Here is a 13,361-nt window from a genome sequence, read left to right on the forward strand (position 1 = left end):
TTCACGCGCCGCCCAGCCGTCAGGCCGCGGGTGGCCAGAGGTACACCTTTTCCGGGACGATCCGGACGATCAGCCGCCGCGCCCCCGGTTCCGGCGGCGGCGTCTTCCCGCCCATGTACCGGTCGTACATTTCGTGCAGCAGCACCTTTTCCGGGTCTTCGACGATCTCTACGCCGCCCCGGATCTCCACGTACCGGCCGGGGTTGCCCGCCACCAGCAGGCTCACCCGCGGGTCGCGCCGCATGTTCCGCGTCTTCAGCCGGCCCTCGATGGTGCTGAACACGACGGTGTCGCCGTCGCGCTGCACGAAGATGACCGACGACTGCGGCCGGCCGTCGGCGTTCGCGGTGGCGATCACCGCCGTGTGCGGGCCGTCGAGCACTTCGCGGGCGGCTTCGGTCAGGGGCACGGTCATCGGGACGTCCTTTCGGAAAGCCATCGGGAAAAGGTCAGCAGGCCGGGGTGGAGCTTCCGGGTTTCGGCGGGATCGCGGGCGCCGGACTGGCTGTGACCGGCGACGCTGACCGTTTCCCGGCCACTTCCGGACGCCGCAGGATCGCGTGGGCGCAGCGGCCGATGTCCGCCACCGCGATCCCGGTCGTCGGCGAGCGTCCGCGTGTCCTCGAAGGTCGACCACACGACGTGCGCGACCCCGGCCCGGCGCGCCGCCGCGGCCATCGTGGCGGCGTGGGCGGTTTCCCGCTCCGGACGTTCCTGGGCGGCCGTCACGCAGAAGGCGCCGTACGCGCCGGCGAACGCGGCCTCGACGGAACCGGGGTCGTCGAGGTCGGCGGTCACGACCTCCGCCCCGGCCGCGGCCAGTTCCTTCGCGCGCGGCGAACCCGCGTCCCGCGTGAGGGTCCGGACGGCGAACGGGCCGTCCGGATCCGCGGCGATCGAGCGGGCCGGCCCGCCGCCCTGCCGCCCGGTGGCGCCGACGACGGCGACCACCCGTTTTTCCGTGGAGGAAGTGCTCATGCCCGTACCGACCGGGCCCGGCGGCAAAAAGAATCGGCCGTACCCGAACTCGCCGGTCCCAAACCCGCGGGGCCGGCTTTCACCCGGGAAAGGGGCAGTAATACCCACGACAGGTGAGTGCCTGCGGCCATTCGGTTGCGAGCCGGTTGCGCCGGTGTTCTCCTCGGGAGGTCCGAAGATCGGATTCCGAATGGAAGGCCTGCAGCGATGAACCTGTTCGACAAGGCGAAGGAAGCCCTCGGGAACAACCCCGACAAGGCCGACCAGGGTATCGACAAGGCCGCCGACGCCGCCAAGCAGCGGTTCGGCGACCACGCCGACAAGATCGACCAGGGCTCGGACAAGGCGAAGGACTTCCTGCACAAGCAGAGCGGCGGCCAGCAGGACGCGCCCCCGCAGTAGGCCCGCCACGGTGCGCGCCCAGCCGTCCGGGGGAAGCACGCTTCGCTCCCCGCTCGGCTGGGTACCACCGGGTCCGTGGTCGCCACCTATCTCGTCCCCGTCCGCACCGCCCTCATCCTCTTCCCCTTCCTCGTGCTGGCCGTCATGCTCCCGGCCGCCTTCGTCAGCTACCGCCGGCGGGGCCGCGCCGGCGGCTGGTCGACGTTCGTCTTCTACGCGTTCCTGTTCTACCTGCTGGCGATCGCCACGCAGACGGTGCTGCCGCTGCCCGCCGACCCGGCGTTCTGCGCGGGGCACTCCTACGCGAGTTCTCCGCAGCTGCGGCCGTTCTACTTCGTCGAGGTGGTTTCGCAGCGGGCCCGCGGGCACTGGAGCCCCGGCGCGCTGCTGCACAACCCGGCCGTCTGGACCACCGCGCTCAACGTCGTGATGCTCGCGCCGTTCGGGTTCTACGTCCGCTACGCGCAGCGGGTGCGGCTCGTGCCCGCGGCGGCGATCGGCTTCGGCCTGTCGCTGTTCTTCGAGCTCACGCAGCTGACCGGCCTGTGGTTCGTCTACCCCTGCCCGTACCGGCTGTTCAGCGTCGACGACCTGATCCTCAACACGGCGGGCGTCGTCGTGGGCTGGCTGGTGGCCGGTCCGCTCGGCCGGCTGCTGCCCTCGGCGGAGCCCGAGCACGACCGCCACTACGCCGCGAGGGTCACGTTCACCCGGCGGCTGTTCGCGCTGGCCACCGACCTGCTCGGGTTCGCCGCGCTGCTCGGCTTCCTGTTCGGCCTGCTGACGCTGTTCGGCGAGGACCTGGAGCACCGCGACACGCCGGTCGTGATCCTCGCCCTCGTCTGGTTCGTGGTGCTGCCCGCGGTCACCGGCTCGACGCCCGGGAAGCGGGCGATGCTGCTGCGCGTGGCGCGGCGGGGCCGCCGCCGGGCCGGCCCGATCGCGCTGCTGGTCCGCAACGGCGTCCTGCTCTCGCCGCTGTGGCTCACGTGGCTGCTGCTGGACCTGGACCACTGGGACCTCGGCCGGCACCCCGAGCAGCTGCTCCTGCCGGTCGCGCTGGTCGCTTCCGTGTTCGTCGTCGGCGTCTGGACGCCGCTCGCGGTGCTGCTCGACGGCGAGCACCGGGCGCCCTACGAACGGCTGACCCGCACGGTCAACGTCGCCATCGTGCCCCCGAGCGCCCCGGACCCCGAACCGGCGGCCGAGCCCGCGCGGCCGGAAGAAGTCCTTAAAGGACGGTGAGGGGACACCGTGCTGCCCGGGACCGGCGGCGCTGGTAGATTCCGTCGGGAGCCGGTTGAGCCGCCAGCCCGCGTCCCGTCCCCGTCCCCCTTCTGGAGTTCGCATGACCACCGACGCACTGCGGCCTCGGCAGCGGTTCTCCGGTGACGGCTGGTCCGTGGACCTCCACGAGGACGGCGACCTGGAGATCTGCACCCTGCGCGGCGAGTTCGACTTCGCGGTCTCGGCGAAGCTCGCCGAGACGCTCCCGACCGATCCCGGCGCCCGCCCCTTGGTGCTGGACATGAGCGAGGTCGGCTACTGCGACTCCAGCTGCCTGCAGGTCCTGCTGCAGCTGAGCGGCCGGGTGCGCGAGGCGGGCGGCCGGCTCGCCCTCGTCACGACCGTGCCCGTCGTGGTCCGGCCGATCGAGCTGCTCGGCCTCGGCGACGTCCTGCCGCTGCACCCGAGCGTCGCCGCGGCGCGCGCGTCCTGGAGCGAAGAACCATGACGGCCGCCGATACCCGTGTGGACGGGCCCGGATCCGGGCATGAAGAAGGGGAGGCCTTTCCCCCGGGGCCCGGTACGGCGAAGGAGGCGGACGTGAACCTGCGAGCGATCCGGCACGAGCTCGGTATCACCGCCGAGCTCACCGAGCTGGCCAAGGTCCGCCACTGGGTCCGCACGGTCCTGTGCGGACTCCCGGCCAACGTCGTCAGCACCGCGGTCATGGTGGTGGACGAGCTGACGTCCAACGCGCTGCGCCACGGCCGCGCGCCCTACCACGTGCGTCTGCTGACCGGCGCCGCCAAGCTGCGGATCGAGGTCGACGACGGCGGGGGCGAGCCGGCCCGCCGCCGGGCGCCGTCCGACCAGGGCGGCCGCGGGCTCCTGCTGGTGGAGCGCTGCGCGGCGGCCTGGGGCCAGCTGCGCCGGCCCAGCGGCAAGACGCTGTGGGCCGAGCTGGCGACCGACGACCCCGCGGGCGCCCGTGGCTGATCCGGTGCGCACCGCGCGCAGGGCCCCGGACACCGGCGACCGCGGCTGGGCCGCCGCGCCCACCGCCGCTCTCTGCGCCGACGCCGGTGGCGTGGTCCTCGCGCTCAACGAAGCCGCCCGCACGCTCTTCCCCACCGCCGGGCCCGGCCGCCTTCTGGCGGACACCGTCGCGGGCTGGCTGGCCGGCGCGCACGACCGCCGCGCCGGCGACGTCGTCCGCGGCGAGGCCGGTGAGCGGGCCTTCGCGGCCCACCCGATCCCGCACGGCGAGGCCGTGACCTGGTGGCTCGTCGACGAGACCGACGCCCGCGTCGCCCAGGATGCCCTGGTCCGGGAGCAGGAGCGCACCGCGTTCCTCAGCGACGCCTCCGCCGCGCTGCTGGGTTCGCTCAACCTCGAGCGCTGCATGGAAGTCGCCGCCCGGCTCGCCGCGCAGCACCTCGCCGACGCCGCCCTGGTCCTGGCGCCCACCACGAGCGGGACCTACCCCGCCGTCTCCTGCGTGCGCGGGGAGGAGCCGGCGCGGTCCCGGCTGGAGATCGACCCGGACGACCTGCCCGGGCTCGGCGAGGCCCTGCAGGGTTTCCCGCCGGTCCCCTCGCGCTGGCTCGACCCGGACGCGGCGCCCGGCTGGGTGCTGCCCGCGAGCTTCGGCGCGGTCGGTTCGATCGTCGTCACGCCCCTGCCCGGCCACGGCGTCCCCGCCGGTGCCCTGGTCCTGCTCCGCCGCGGCGACCGGGCCTCCTTCACCGACCAGGAGGAGCTCTTCGCGCGGCTGTTCGCGGCGCGGGCCGGCGCGGCGATGTCGGCGGCACGCGTGTTCGCGCTGCAGGCGTCGATCACCGACACCCTGATGCGCGAGCTGCTGCCGCCCACCCTCGAGCAGCGCGGCGGCGTCGAGTTCGCCGGCCGCTACCGCCCGGCGCGCGACGGTGAGCGGATCGGCGGCGACTTCTACGACGTGCACCCGGTGACCACCCCCGAGGGCGACGAGTCGCTGGCCGTGCTCGGCGACGTCTGCGGCAAGGGCCTCGACGCGGCCGTGCTGACCGGGAAGATCCGCACGACGCTGCGGGCGCTGCTGCCGATGGCGGGCGACCACCACGGGCTGCTGAGCCTGCTGAACCGCACGCTCGCCGACGGCCGCAACGCCCGCTTCGTCACGCTGGTGCTGGCCTCGGCCCGCCGCGAGGGTGCCGACGTCCGGCTGCGGGTCACGTGCGCGGGCCATCCGCCGCCCCTGATCGTCCGGGCCGACGGCCGGGTCGAGGAGGCCGGCACCCACGGCACCCTGATCGGCGTCCTGCCGGAGATCCGGACGACCGGCGCGGACGTCACGCTCGCCCCGGGCGAGACGTGCCTGCTCTACACCGACGGGATCATCGAAGCGCGCGGCGGCCCGCTCGGGGACGCGATGTTCGGCGAGGACCGGCTCCGGCAGTCGCTGACCGAGTGCGCGAACATGCCGGCCGACGCCGTCGTCGAGCGGATCCAGATGCTCGCGTCGCAGTGGATCGGCCGCGGCGCCCACGACGACATGGCCGTGCTGGCGATCACCGCGCCGCGCGGGCAGCACCTGGCCGCGGTCGGCGGCCATGGCCGCGGGAGGTACACGGCATGAGCACCCCCACCCGCACCCCCGGGGTGGCCGAGCACGCCGAACGGCTCTGGGACGCCGTCACGACCGGGGACGAGTACGCCGCCGGCGACGTCGTGATCCAGGCGCTCGGCGACGGGGCCGACCCGGAGAGCCTGCTGCTCGACGTGATCGGCGCGGTCCAGCGGAAGGTCGGGCAGGAGTGGGCGGCCAACCGCCTCACCGTCGCCCAGGAGCACGCGGCGACCGCGATCAACGACCGCGTCATCGCGACCTTCGGTTACGTGCTGAAGCGGCCGGACCCGCACCTCGGCCGGGTGACCGTCGCCTGCGTCGACGGCGAGTGGCACGCGATGCCCGCCCGGCTGCTCGCCGAGGTGCTGCGGCTGCGCGGCTTCCAGGTCGACTACCTCGGCGCGCAGGTGCCCGCCCCGCACCTGGTCGCCCACCTGCACCGCACCGGGCCGGACGCGGTCGCGCTGTCCGGGTCGATCGCCACCCGGCTGCCGACCGCGCACGCCACGATCACCGCGTGCCAGGCCGCCGCGACCCCGGTCATCGCCGGCGGCGCCGCGTTCGGGCCCGACGGCCGGTACGCCCGGCTGCTCGGCGCCGAGGCGTGGGCGCCGGACGCGCGTTCGGCCGCCGACCGGCTGGCCGAACCGCTCCCCCGCCCGCACGCCGGGCACCAGCCGCTCGACGACCTGCCGCACCTCGCCGACCAGGAGTACACGCTGGTCACGCGCAGCTCCGGCCGGCTCGTCAAGTCCGTGCTGGCCGGCCTGGAGGAGCGCGTCCCGGCGATGCGGACCTACAGCGACCTGCAGCGCCAGCACACCGCCGAGGACCTCGCGCACATCGTCGAGTTCCTGGCGACGGCGTTGTACGTCGGCGACGGCGAGCTGTTCACCGGCTTCCTGACCTGGACCGCCGGCATCCTCACCGCGCGAGGCGTCCCGGCCGCGTCGCTCGTGCCCGCCCTCGAGCTGCTCGAGGCGGAGCTGCGCGACTTCCCCCGGGCGACCAGCCTGCTCCGCGACGCGCGCACGCACTTGGCGGATCCGGCTCACCGGTCGGGGCGGCCGGCATGACCGGCGGGCTGACCTGCACCTGGACCGCGGCGGACGTCGGCACGGCCCGCGTCGCGATCGTCGGCGAGCTCGAGTACGCCACGGCCAAGCTGCTGCTGCAGCTGGTCACCGACCGGCTGGCCGACCACCCGGGCGTGCGGGAGGTGCGGCTCGACTGCGGCGGGATCGCCTTCTGCGACTCCTCCGGGCTGTCCACCCTGCTGCTGGTCCACCGCGCGGTCACCGGCGCGGGTTCCCGGTTGCACCTGGACAACCGGCCGCCCGCGCTCGACCGGCTGCTGGCCCTGACCGGGACGACGGCGTACCTCACCGGCGAGGCCGCCGACTCCCGCGCCCGCCGCGACTCCTAGCCGCCCGCCGGCTCACCCGCCGGTCGGGGCTCGGCCTTCGCCAGCTTGGACGGCCACCAGATGCGCCGCCCGACGTCGACGGTCAGCGCCGGCACCAGCAGCGACCGCACCAGGAACGTGTCCAGCAGGACGCCGAACGCGACGATGAACGCGATCTGGGCGAGGAACAGGATGGGGATCACCGCGAGCGCGGAGAACGTCGCGGCGAGCACCACGCCGGCCGAGGTGATCACCCCGCCGGTCAGCGACAGCCCGCGCAAGGTGCCGTCGCGCGTGCCGCGGGTCAGCGCCTCCTCGCGGACTCGCGTCATCAGGAAGATGTTGTAGTCGATCCCGAGCGCCACCAGGAAGACGAACCCGAACAGCGGCACCACGGGGTCCGCGCCCGGGAAGTCCAGGAGGTGGTTGAACACCAGGGCGGAGACGCCCATCGTCGCCGCGAACGAGAGCACCACCGTCGCGATCAGCAGCAACGGCGCGAGCAACGACCGCAGGAGCAGGGCCAGCACGAGGAAGATCACCAGCAGCACGATCGGGATGATCAGCGCGCGGTCGTGCTCCGAGGTCTTCTGCGTGTCGAGCTGGATCGCCGTCGGGCCGCCGACCTTCGCGTCCGCGCCGGGGATCGCGTGCACGGCGTCGCGCAGCTTGCCGACGGTCGCGACCGCCGCTTCGGAGTCCGCCGGGTCGTTCAGCACGGACAGGATCTGCACGCGGCCGTTCACGACCTTGGGCTTGCCGTCCGGGCCGGGCAACGGGATCGACTGCGCCACTCCGTCCATTGTGGACGCCCGCAGCACGGCGGGCAGCGCGCCGGCGTCGGCGATCGTGATCGCGGGCGCGCCGAGCCCGCCCGGGAAGTGCCGGCCGAGGACGTCCTGCCCGGTGCCGGATTCGACCTGCGTGAGGAAGACGTCGGACTGCGCGGTGCCGGACGCCTTGAGCTGCGGCAGGAACGCGACGCCGACGCCGAGGACGAGTGCCGTCACCACCCAGACCGTGCGCGGGCGGCGGCCGACGAGGCCCGCCACCCGGCCCCAGATCCCCGAGGTCTCCGGGTGCGGCGAGCCGAGCGCCGGCTTGAACGGCCAGAACGCGCCGCGGCCGCAGAGGGCCAGCACGGCGGGCAGGAACGTGGTGGACGCCAGCAGTGCGGCACCGATGCCGATCGCCGCGACCGGGCCGAGGCCCTTGTTCGAGTTCAGGTCGCTGAACAGCAGGCACAGCACACCGAGGATGACGGTGCCCGCCGAGGCGGCGATGGGTTCGAGCGTCGCGCGCCACGCGAGTTTCAGTGCGTCGAACCGGTTCGGCGTGTCCCGCAGCTGCTCGCGGAACCGCGCGACGAGCAGCAGGGCGTAGTCGGTCGCCGCGCCGAACACGAGGATCGAGAGGATGCCCTGGCTCTGGCCGTTGAGCGCGAGGACGTCGTTCTTCGCCAGCAGGTAGACGACGAGACTGGCGAGCCCGAGCGCGAACACGGCCGAGAGCAGCACCAGGAACGGCAGCAGCGGGCTGCGGTAGACCGCGAGCAGGATCAGCGCGACCACGCCCCCGGCGACGAGGAGCAGGACGCCGTCGATGCCGCCGAACGCCTTCACCAGGTCGGCGATCTGCCCGGCCGGCCCGGTGACCAGCACGGTGAGCCCGGCCGGGGCGCCCTCGAGCGTCGCGCGGACCTCCTTGACGACGTCGGCGGGGTTGCCGTCGGCGAGGATCGGCACGGCCAGCTGCACGGCCTGGTCGTCGCGCGGGGCCGGCTCCGGCTTGGCGAGCGGGCCGACGACGCCGGGGATCCCACCCAGCTGCCGGGCCTTGGCGTCGAGGAACCGGCGGTCGTCGGCGGTCAGGCCGGTGGTGCGCTCGGCGACGACCGTCGCGGGCAGCACCTGGCGCGGGGTGAAGGCCTTCTGCTCGTCGGAGACCTCGGTGGCCTCGGCCGAGCGCGGCAGGAAGGCGGCGTTGTCGTTCTTCGCGACTTCGCTGAGCTTCCCGGCGAACGGCCCGCCGAACCCGCCCAGCCCGAGCCAGGCGATCACCAGGAGGGCGGGGATCAGCCAGCGGAGCCGGCGCGGCTTCTCGTTCATGGTCGCTAAGGTCCTTTCGAGGGCGGGCACGCCCAATTGTTCAGCAAGCTGAACATTCTGCACGACGACCCGGAGTGACGGTGAGCACAACCCCCGAACCGGACCTGAGCACCTGGCCCACGGGCCGGCTGCTGGCCGTGGCCGCGCGCCTGGTCGAACACCGCTGGGCGGCCGTGCTCGACGGGATGGGGCTCACCCACGCGGGGCTGATCGCGCTGCACACCTTGCGCGACGGGCCGCTCCCCCAGCGGACGCTGGCCCAACACTGCCAGGTGACCGACCAGACGATGAGCCGCACCCTCGACCGGCTGGCCAAGGCGGGGTTCGTCACCCGGACGCCGGACCCGGCGGACGCGCGGCGGCACCTGACCCGGCTGACGGAGGCCGGCCGGGCGGCCCACGAACGGGCGGTGCGAGCCGAGCCCGCGTTGCTCGGCGTCCTGGGCGAGGACGACACTTTCCGCGCCGGGCTGCTGGACGTGATCACCCGGCTGTCCACGGAAGATCGAGACCAACCGGTGACCTGACCGGCTCGACCGCAGGCCGGGGCGCGTTCGACGACACCAGAGGCAACCGGAGGGCCGGGCCGCGGCCTCCTCCGGCGATTCATCCCGCGCGGGCGTGGGTAGGTCTTCTTCCATGTGGATCGCGGTGAGCACCCCAGTGGCCCTCCTGATCGCTACCGTCCTGATGGAGCGGTTCGAGCGACGATGCACCCTGTCGCCCGCCGCGAAGGGCGAACCACTCGAGCTGCCGGCCGCGGGCGCCCTCGACTGAGCTCGCGATCCCCCGTTCGTCCCTTGTGGACAGTTGAGCGGCGGTCCCCCTCCGACGTCCTCGCTCGGCACACTCACCTGTGATCCACGTCTCACTCTCGTTCGTCGAGAACCCCGGGCCCGCCCCGCGGCGACTGACGAAGCAGATCCGGCGAACACCGGATCGAGGGAGGAGGACACCATGCGCAGCAAGTCCACCCGCACGGTGATCGGCCTGGCCGCGGCGGCCGGGCTCGTCACGGCGGTGAGCATCGGGATCGCCGGCGGCGCGTCGGCGGAACCGGGGACCACGGAGGGGACCATGACGAACGCGAATCAGCCGCCCAAGGGGGCCCGGGCCACCGTGCAGGTGAGCCCGAACCCGACGACCCAGCGCGGCCAGGAAGTGACCATCACGGGCAGCTGCGGCGGCGGCACCGGCCTGAAGTCCGTGCTCGGCGGCTTCCCGGAGCACCCGGCGCTGGAGAACATCCGGATCGTCGACGCCGGACCGGACCACTTCGTCGCCAAGGCGACCGTCTCGCAGCACATCGGCAACGGCGTGGGCCCGGTCTTCGTCGACTGCGGCGGCGAAGCCGGCGTGACCCTGCTGGTCACCCACGTCTGACGCGAACGGGCCCGCTCACCGGGAGACGTTCCGGTGAGCGGGCCAGCCCGGGCAATTCCGCCGAATTCAGCAGGTCTTCCACGCGAAGTGGTAAATCGTGTCCACGCTCGCGTGTTCGGAATCCATTTCGATGTAGCTCGTCGCCGAGGAGGTGCCCGCGTCCGCGCGCAGTTCCGCATTGATGTTCAGGTTCCGGTCCTCGCCGCACGGGGCGAACACCAGCGCCGCCACGTCGGTGGTGTCGCTCGCCCGCCACACGCCGTGGAACGGACCCGGGAACGTGTGCCGGACCCGCGCGGTCGGTGACGTCCCGGCGAAGTAGTAGTTGGCCTGCTCGAGCGCGCTCGCCCCGCTCTCGATGTGTGCGAAGCCGCGGTACTCCGCCTCGGCGATCGCGTACGTGAACCCTTGCGGCACATGGACGAGCACGTTGATCTGGCAGTTCTTCCGGGCGTCGAGCGCGGACGCGCCACCGCCGGCCTTGGCGGTGAAGTTCGTGTAGTGCACCGTGAACGACGTGTTGTCGGACGCGACGTCGGCCGACGCCGTGGCGGTGCCGGCCGGGCAGCCGGAGCCGTTGATGGTCTTGATGTCGAGCGTGATCTTTTCGGTCGGAGCCGATGCCGCCGCGGAATCGGCGGGTGCGGCGACGGCGGACAGAATCATTCCGGCTACGACCAACATACCGAGCATGACGCTCCTCCAAATGGGCCACGGTGCCTTGTGATCACGATGATCGCGCGCGGAACGGATCGTAGCGCGATAGCAACCTTTTCGACGGCCACTGAACGGAGTAACACGACAACCCGGAGTACGGGAAATCCATTTCCCGTACATTCACGTTTAAAAGGTCGGGATATTCGGATAATCCACGGGTCCTACTGGTCTGGACCAGTACCACGCCGGAGCGAATACGGCGGTGTCGTGCCGCCGAGCAACGTTTCGGCGTCGAGTGTCACCGCGCGGCTCCCCCGCTCCGCGAACCGCCGCGCCACCAGCGCGCCCGGCTCGTCGACGCGGTCGGCGCGTCCGGAGAGGAAGGCCCACTCGTGCTCGTCGGAACCGAAGTACAGCACCGTCCCGAACACCTCGCGGAACCGGCGCCACGACGCGAGCAGCGTCTCGTTGCGCCACAGCGTCGGGCAGCCCGCCTGGCAGGTCACCACCCCGCCCGGGGCCAGGATCCGCGCGCACCGGCCGAGGAAGTCCGTGCCGTACAAGCGGTTGTGCTGCGCGTCCGGGTCGGTGTTCTCGTCCGGCAGGTCGATCACGACCACGTCGTAGGTGTCGCCCCGGGCTTCGGCCGCGGCCAGGAACGCCCAGCCGTCCTCGAAGGACACCCGGATCGGCCCGTCACCCCGCGCGAGGTCCGCGGTCGTGTAGCCGTAGGGCAGGTGCTCGGCGCAGGCCCGCACCGCCTGCTCGTCGATGTCGACGTGGTCGACCCGCGACGCGCCGGCGTCGACCGCCAGCTCGGAAGCGACCCCTTCGCTCGACCCGATGACCAACACCCGCCGCACCTGCTCGGCCAGCAGCAGCGCGGGCACCATCAACGCCTCGTGGTAGACCAGCTGGCTCGCTTCGGTGCTCTGGCGTTCGCCGTCGCAGAACAGCGAAACGCCCTGCGCGGTCTTCCCGATCAGCACTTCCTGGTACGGCGTGCGCGCGCTGAACAGGACGTCGTCGACTTCCCAGACGCGGGTGAGGCCGGCGCCGACCGGTTCGTTGATCAGGGGCATCAGTGTTCTCCGCGGTGCAGGACGGACAGGTGGACCGAAGCGGCGTCCAGCGACTTCGCCAGCAACCGCAGCGCGTGCTCGGGGTCGGCGCGCTCGCCGCAGGTGAACACGTCGGCGAACAGCGACCCGTGCTCGGGGTAGGTGTGGACGGACGCGTGCGACTCGGCCAGCAGCGCGATCACCGTGGCGCCCTGCGGCGCGAACCGCTTCGCCACGATGTCGACGACCGTCGCGCCCGCCTCCGTCACCGCCGCCCGCAGCAGGTCCCCCAGCCTTGCCGCGTCGTCGAGCAGGCCCGGGTCGATGCCGTGCAGCTCGGCCAGGACGTGGCGCCCGGTGAACCGGCCGACCTCAGGCATCCCCCCACCTCCCGACGCAGTACGTGCGCAGCGGCTCGATCCCGTTGAACCCGACCGACGCGTAGCTCGCGGTGTAGGCCCCGGTGCCCGGCAGGTCGAGCCGGTCGCCGGTCCGCAGGGACAGTGGCAGCCGGTACGGCGTCCGCTGGTAGAGGACGTCGTCGCCGTCGCAGGTCGGCCCGGCGAGGACCACCGGCCCGGCCGGGCCGCCGGGACCGCCGACCGGCTCGAACCGGTAGGCGATCGCCTCGTTCTCGGCCTCGGCCAGCCCGTTGTAGCGGCCGATGTCGAGGTAGACCCACCGCCGCTCGCCGCGCTCCGCGACCAGCACGACCTCGGTCCGCAACAGGCCCGCGTCGGCGACGAGCACCCGGCCCGGCTCCAGCATCAGCTCGGGCCGGTCCCCGGGGAAGTACGTGTCGAGCGCCGTCGCGATCGTCGTCGCATACGCGTCCAGCGACGGGACGCCGGTCCGGTGCGTGGTCGCGAAGCCGCCGCCGAGGTTGAGCCGCGTCATCGCGACGCCCTGCGCCGCGGCCTCGGCGAACAGTTTCGCCGCGGTGGCGATCCCGATCTCCCACGCGGCGACGTCCGGCTGCTGCGACCCGACGTGGAACGCGATGCCGGGCCGCAGCCCCAGCCCGGCCGCACGCAGCACCAGGTCCAGGGCCTCGGCCGGCTCGCAGCCGAACTTCCGGCCGAACGGCGTCACCGAGTCGGGCGCGTCGAGCACCACGCGGATCGAGACCGCCGAGCCCGGCGCGTGCCGGCCCAGCTCGTCGACGTCACCGGGCGCGTCCGACGTGAACTCCCGGACCCCGCGCTCGAAGGCGAACGCGATGTCGCGGGGCTTCTTGATCGGGTTGCCGTAGGCGAGGTCCGCCGGGTCGGCGCCGCGGTCGAGGCACAGCGCGACCTCGGCCGACCCCGCGACGTCGAAGCCGGTCCCGGCCGCCACCAGCGCGTCGAGCACCGGCGGCGCCGGGTTGGCCTTGACCGCGTACCGGATCAGCGCGCCCGGGAACGCCGAGCGGAACTCGCGCGCCCGGGCCGCGACGGCGTCGGTGTCGACGACGAGGCACGGGGTCGGCGGGTCCCGTTCCTCGAGGAACCGGCGGAGGGGGTCGGCGCACACTCCGCCAGTCTTGCAAA

17 protein-coding genes are annotated in these 13,361 nt (G+C 73.1%); 10 read left to right on the plus strand and 7 right to left on the minus strand.

Translation table 11 applies throughout. The annotated features are described in order from the left end of the window. Window positions 1-19 precede the first annotated feature (19 nt). Together AB0C38_RS44540 and AB0C38_RS44545 are read right to left on the minus strand one after the other, a co-directional pair. A complete protein-coding gene (locus AB0C38_RS44540) occupies window positions 20-415 on the minus strand; it encodes a PPOX class F420-dependent oxidoreductase (RefSeq protein ID WP_360685913.1) in 396 nt (131 codons plus the stop codon). Next, complete coding sequence (locus tag AB0C38_RS44545) at window positions 412-978, minus strand: NmrA family NAD(P)-binding protein (protein ID WP_360685916.1); 567 nt, start codon at window positions 976-978, stop codon at window positions 412-414. Before AB0C38_RS44545 ends, AB0C38_RS44540 begins: the two co-directional genes overlap by 4 nt. Window positions 979-1,185: 207 nt before the next feature. Here AB0C38_RS44545 and AB0C38_RS44550 point away from each other — a divergent pair, with 207 nt between their 5' ends. The 7 genes from AB0C38_RS44550 to AB0C38_RS44580 all read left to right on the plus strand — a co-directional run bounded on the left by AB0C38_RS44550 (window position 1,186) and on the right by AB0C38_RS44580 (window position 6,641). Next, on the plus strand, window positions 1,186-1,380 hold the full coding sequence (locus AB0C38_RS44550) for an antitoxin (RefSeq protein ID WP_360685919.1): 195 nt from the start codon (window positions 1,186-1,188) through the stop codon (window positions 1,378-1,380). A 75-nt stretch (window positions 1,381-1,455) separates the two neighbouring features. Next, window positions 1,456-2,625, plus strand: a complete 1,170-nt coding sequence (locus AB0C38_RS44555) for a VanZ family protein (protein WP_360685922.1) — start codon at window positions 1,456-1,458, stop codon at window positions 2,623-2,625. A 103-nt stretch (window positions 2,626-2,728) separates the two neighbouring features. Then, on the plus strand, window positions 2,729-3,115 hold the full coding sequence (locus AB0C38_RS44560; protein WP_360685925.1) for an STAS domain-containing protein: 387 nt from the start codon (window positions 2,729-2,731) through the stop codon (window positions 3,113-3,115). A gap of 92 nt (window positions 3,116-3,207) precedes the next feature. After that, window positions 3,208-3,603 (plus strand): ATP-binding protein, encoded by a 396-nt coding sequence (locus AB0C38_RS44565; protein ID WP_360685928.1) that lies wholly within the window; start codon window positions 3,208-3,210, stop codon window positions 3,601-3,603. Between the two features lie 4 nt (window positions 3,604-3,607). Continuing rightward, window positions 3,608-5,224, plus strand: coding sequence for a PP2C family protein-serine/threonine phosphatase (locus AB0C38_RS44570; RefSeq protein WP_360685931.1), 1,617 nt, complete (start codon window positions 3,608-3,610; stop codon window positions 5,222-5,224). Next, window positions 5,221-6,291 (plus strand): cobalamin-dependent protein, encoded by a 1,071-nt coding sequence (locus AB0C38_RS44575; RefSeq protein ID WP_360685934.1) that lies wholly within the window; start codon window positions 5,221-5,223, stop codon window positions 6,289-6,291. Before AB0C38_RS44570 ends, AB0C38_RS44575 begins: the two co-directional genes overlap by 4 nt. Continuing rightward, a complete protein-coding gene (locus tag AB0C38_RS44580; protein WP_360685937.1) occupies window positions 6,288-6,641 on the plus strand; it encodes an STAS domain-containing protein in 354 nt (117 codons plus the stop codon). The genes AB0C38_RS44575 and AB0C38_RS44580 overlap by 4 nt, the downstream gene beginning before the upstream one ends. On the opposite strand, the gene AB0C38_RS44585 is transcribed toward AB0C38_RS44580, so the two are convergent. Beyond that, entirely contained in the window at window positions 6,638-8,728 is a 2,091-nt protein-coding gene (locus AB0C38_RS44585) for an MMPL family transporter (protein ID WP_360685940.1), read from the minus strand. The genes AB0C38_RS44580 and AB0C38_RS44585 overlap by 4 nt on opposite strands. 74 nt (window positions 8,729-8,802) lie before the next feature. Between AB0C38_RS44585 and AB0C38_RS44590 the strand changes: the two genes are divergently transcribed. The 3 genes from AB0C38_RS44590 (at window position 8,803) to AB0C38_RS44600 (ending at window position 10,111) form a co-directional block, all read left to right on the plus strand. Next, a complete protein-coding gene (locus AB0C38_RS44590; RefSeq protein ID WP_360685942.1) occupies window positions 8,803-9,255 on the plus strand; it encodes a MarR family transcriptional regulator in 453 nt (150 codons plus the stop codon). Window positions 9,256-9,379: 124 nt separating this feature from the next. Beyond that, complete coding sequence (locus tag AB0C38_RS44595) at window positions 9,380-9,505, plus strand: hypothetical protein (protein ID WP_360685945.1); 126 nt, start codon at window positions 9,380-9,382, stop codon at window positions 9,503-9,505. Window positions 9,506-9,685: 180 nt separating this feature from the next. Further along, window positions 9,686-10,111 carry a hypothetical protein gene (locus AB0C38_RS44600; RefSeq protein ID WP_360685948.1) on the plus strand — a complete coding sequence of 142 codons (426 nt, stop codon included), beginning with the start codon at window positions 9,686-9,688 and terminating at the stop codon, window positions 10,109-10,111. Window positions 10,112-10,177: 66 nt separating this feature from the next. Here the strand turns inward: AB0C38_RS44600 and AB0C38_RS44605 are convergent, their stop codons facing one another. From AB0C38_RS44605 to AB0C38_RS44620, 4 genes are all read right to left on the minus strand, one after another. Next, window positions 10,178-10,804, minus strand: a complete 627-nt coding sequence (locus tag AB0C38_RS44605) for a DUF4360 domain-containing protein (protein WP_360685951.1) — start codon at window positions 10,802-10,804, stop codon at window positions 10,178-10,180. A 185-nt stretch (window positions 10,805-10,989) separates the two neighbouring features. After that, complete coding sequence (locus AB0C38_RS44610) at window positions 10,990-11,850, minus strand: spermidine synthase (protein WP_360685954.1); 861 nt, start codon at window positions 11,848-11,850, stop codon at window positions 10,990-10,992. After that, window positions 11,850-12,209 (minus strand): adenosylmethionine decarboxylase, encoded by a 360-nt coding sequence (gene speD, locus AB0C38_RS44615; RefSeq protein WP_360685956.1) that lies wholly within the window; start codon window positions 12,207-12,209, stop codon window positions 11,850-11,852. Before speD ends, AB0C38_RS44610 begins: the two co-directional genes overlap by 1 nt. Continuing rightward, window positions 12,202-13,344 (minus strand): type III PLP-dependent enzyme, encoded by a 1,143-nt coding sequence (locus tag AB0C38_RS44620; RefSeq protein ID WP_360685959.1) that lies wholly within the window; start codon window positions 13,342-13,344, stop codon window positions 12,202-12,204. The genes speD and AB0C38_RS44620 overlap by 8 nt, the downstream gene beginning before the upstream one ends. Window positions 13,345-13,361: the final 17 nt, after the last annotated feature.

Source organism: Amycolatopsis sp. NPDC048633 (assembly GCF_040650695.1).
GTDB lineage: Bacteria > Actinomycetota > Actinomycetes > Mycobacteriales > Pseudonocardiaceae > Amycolatopsis.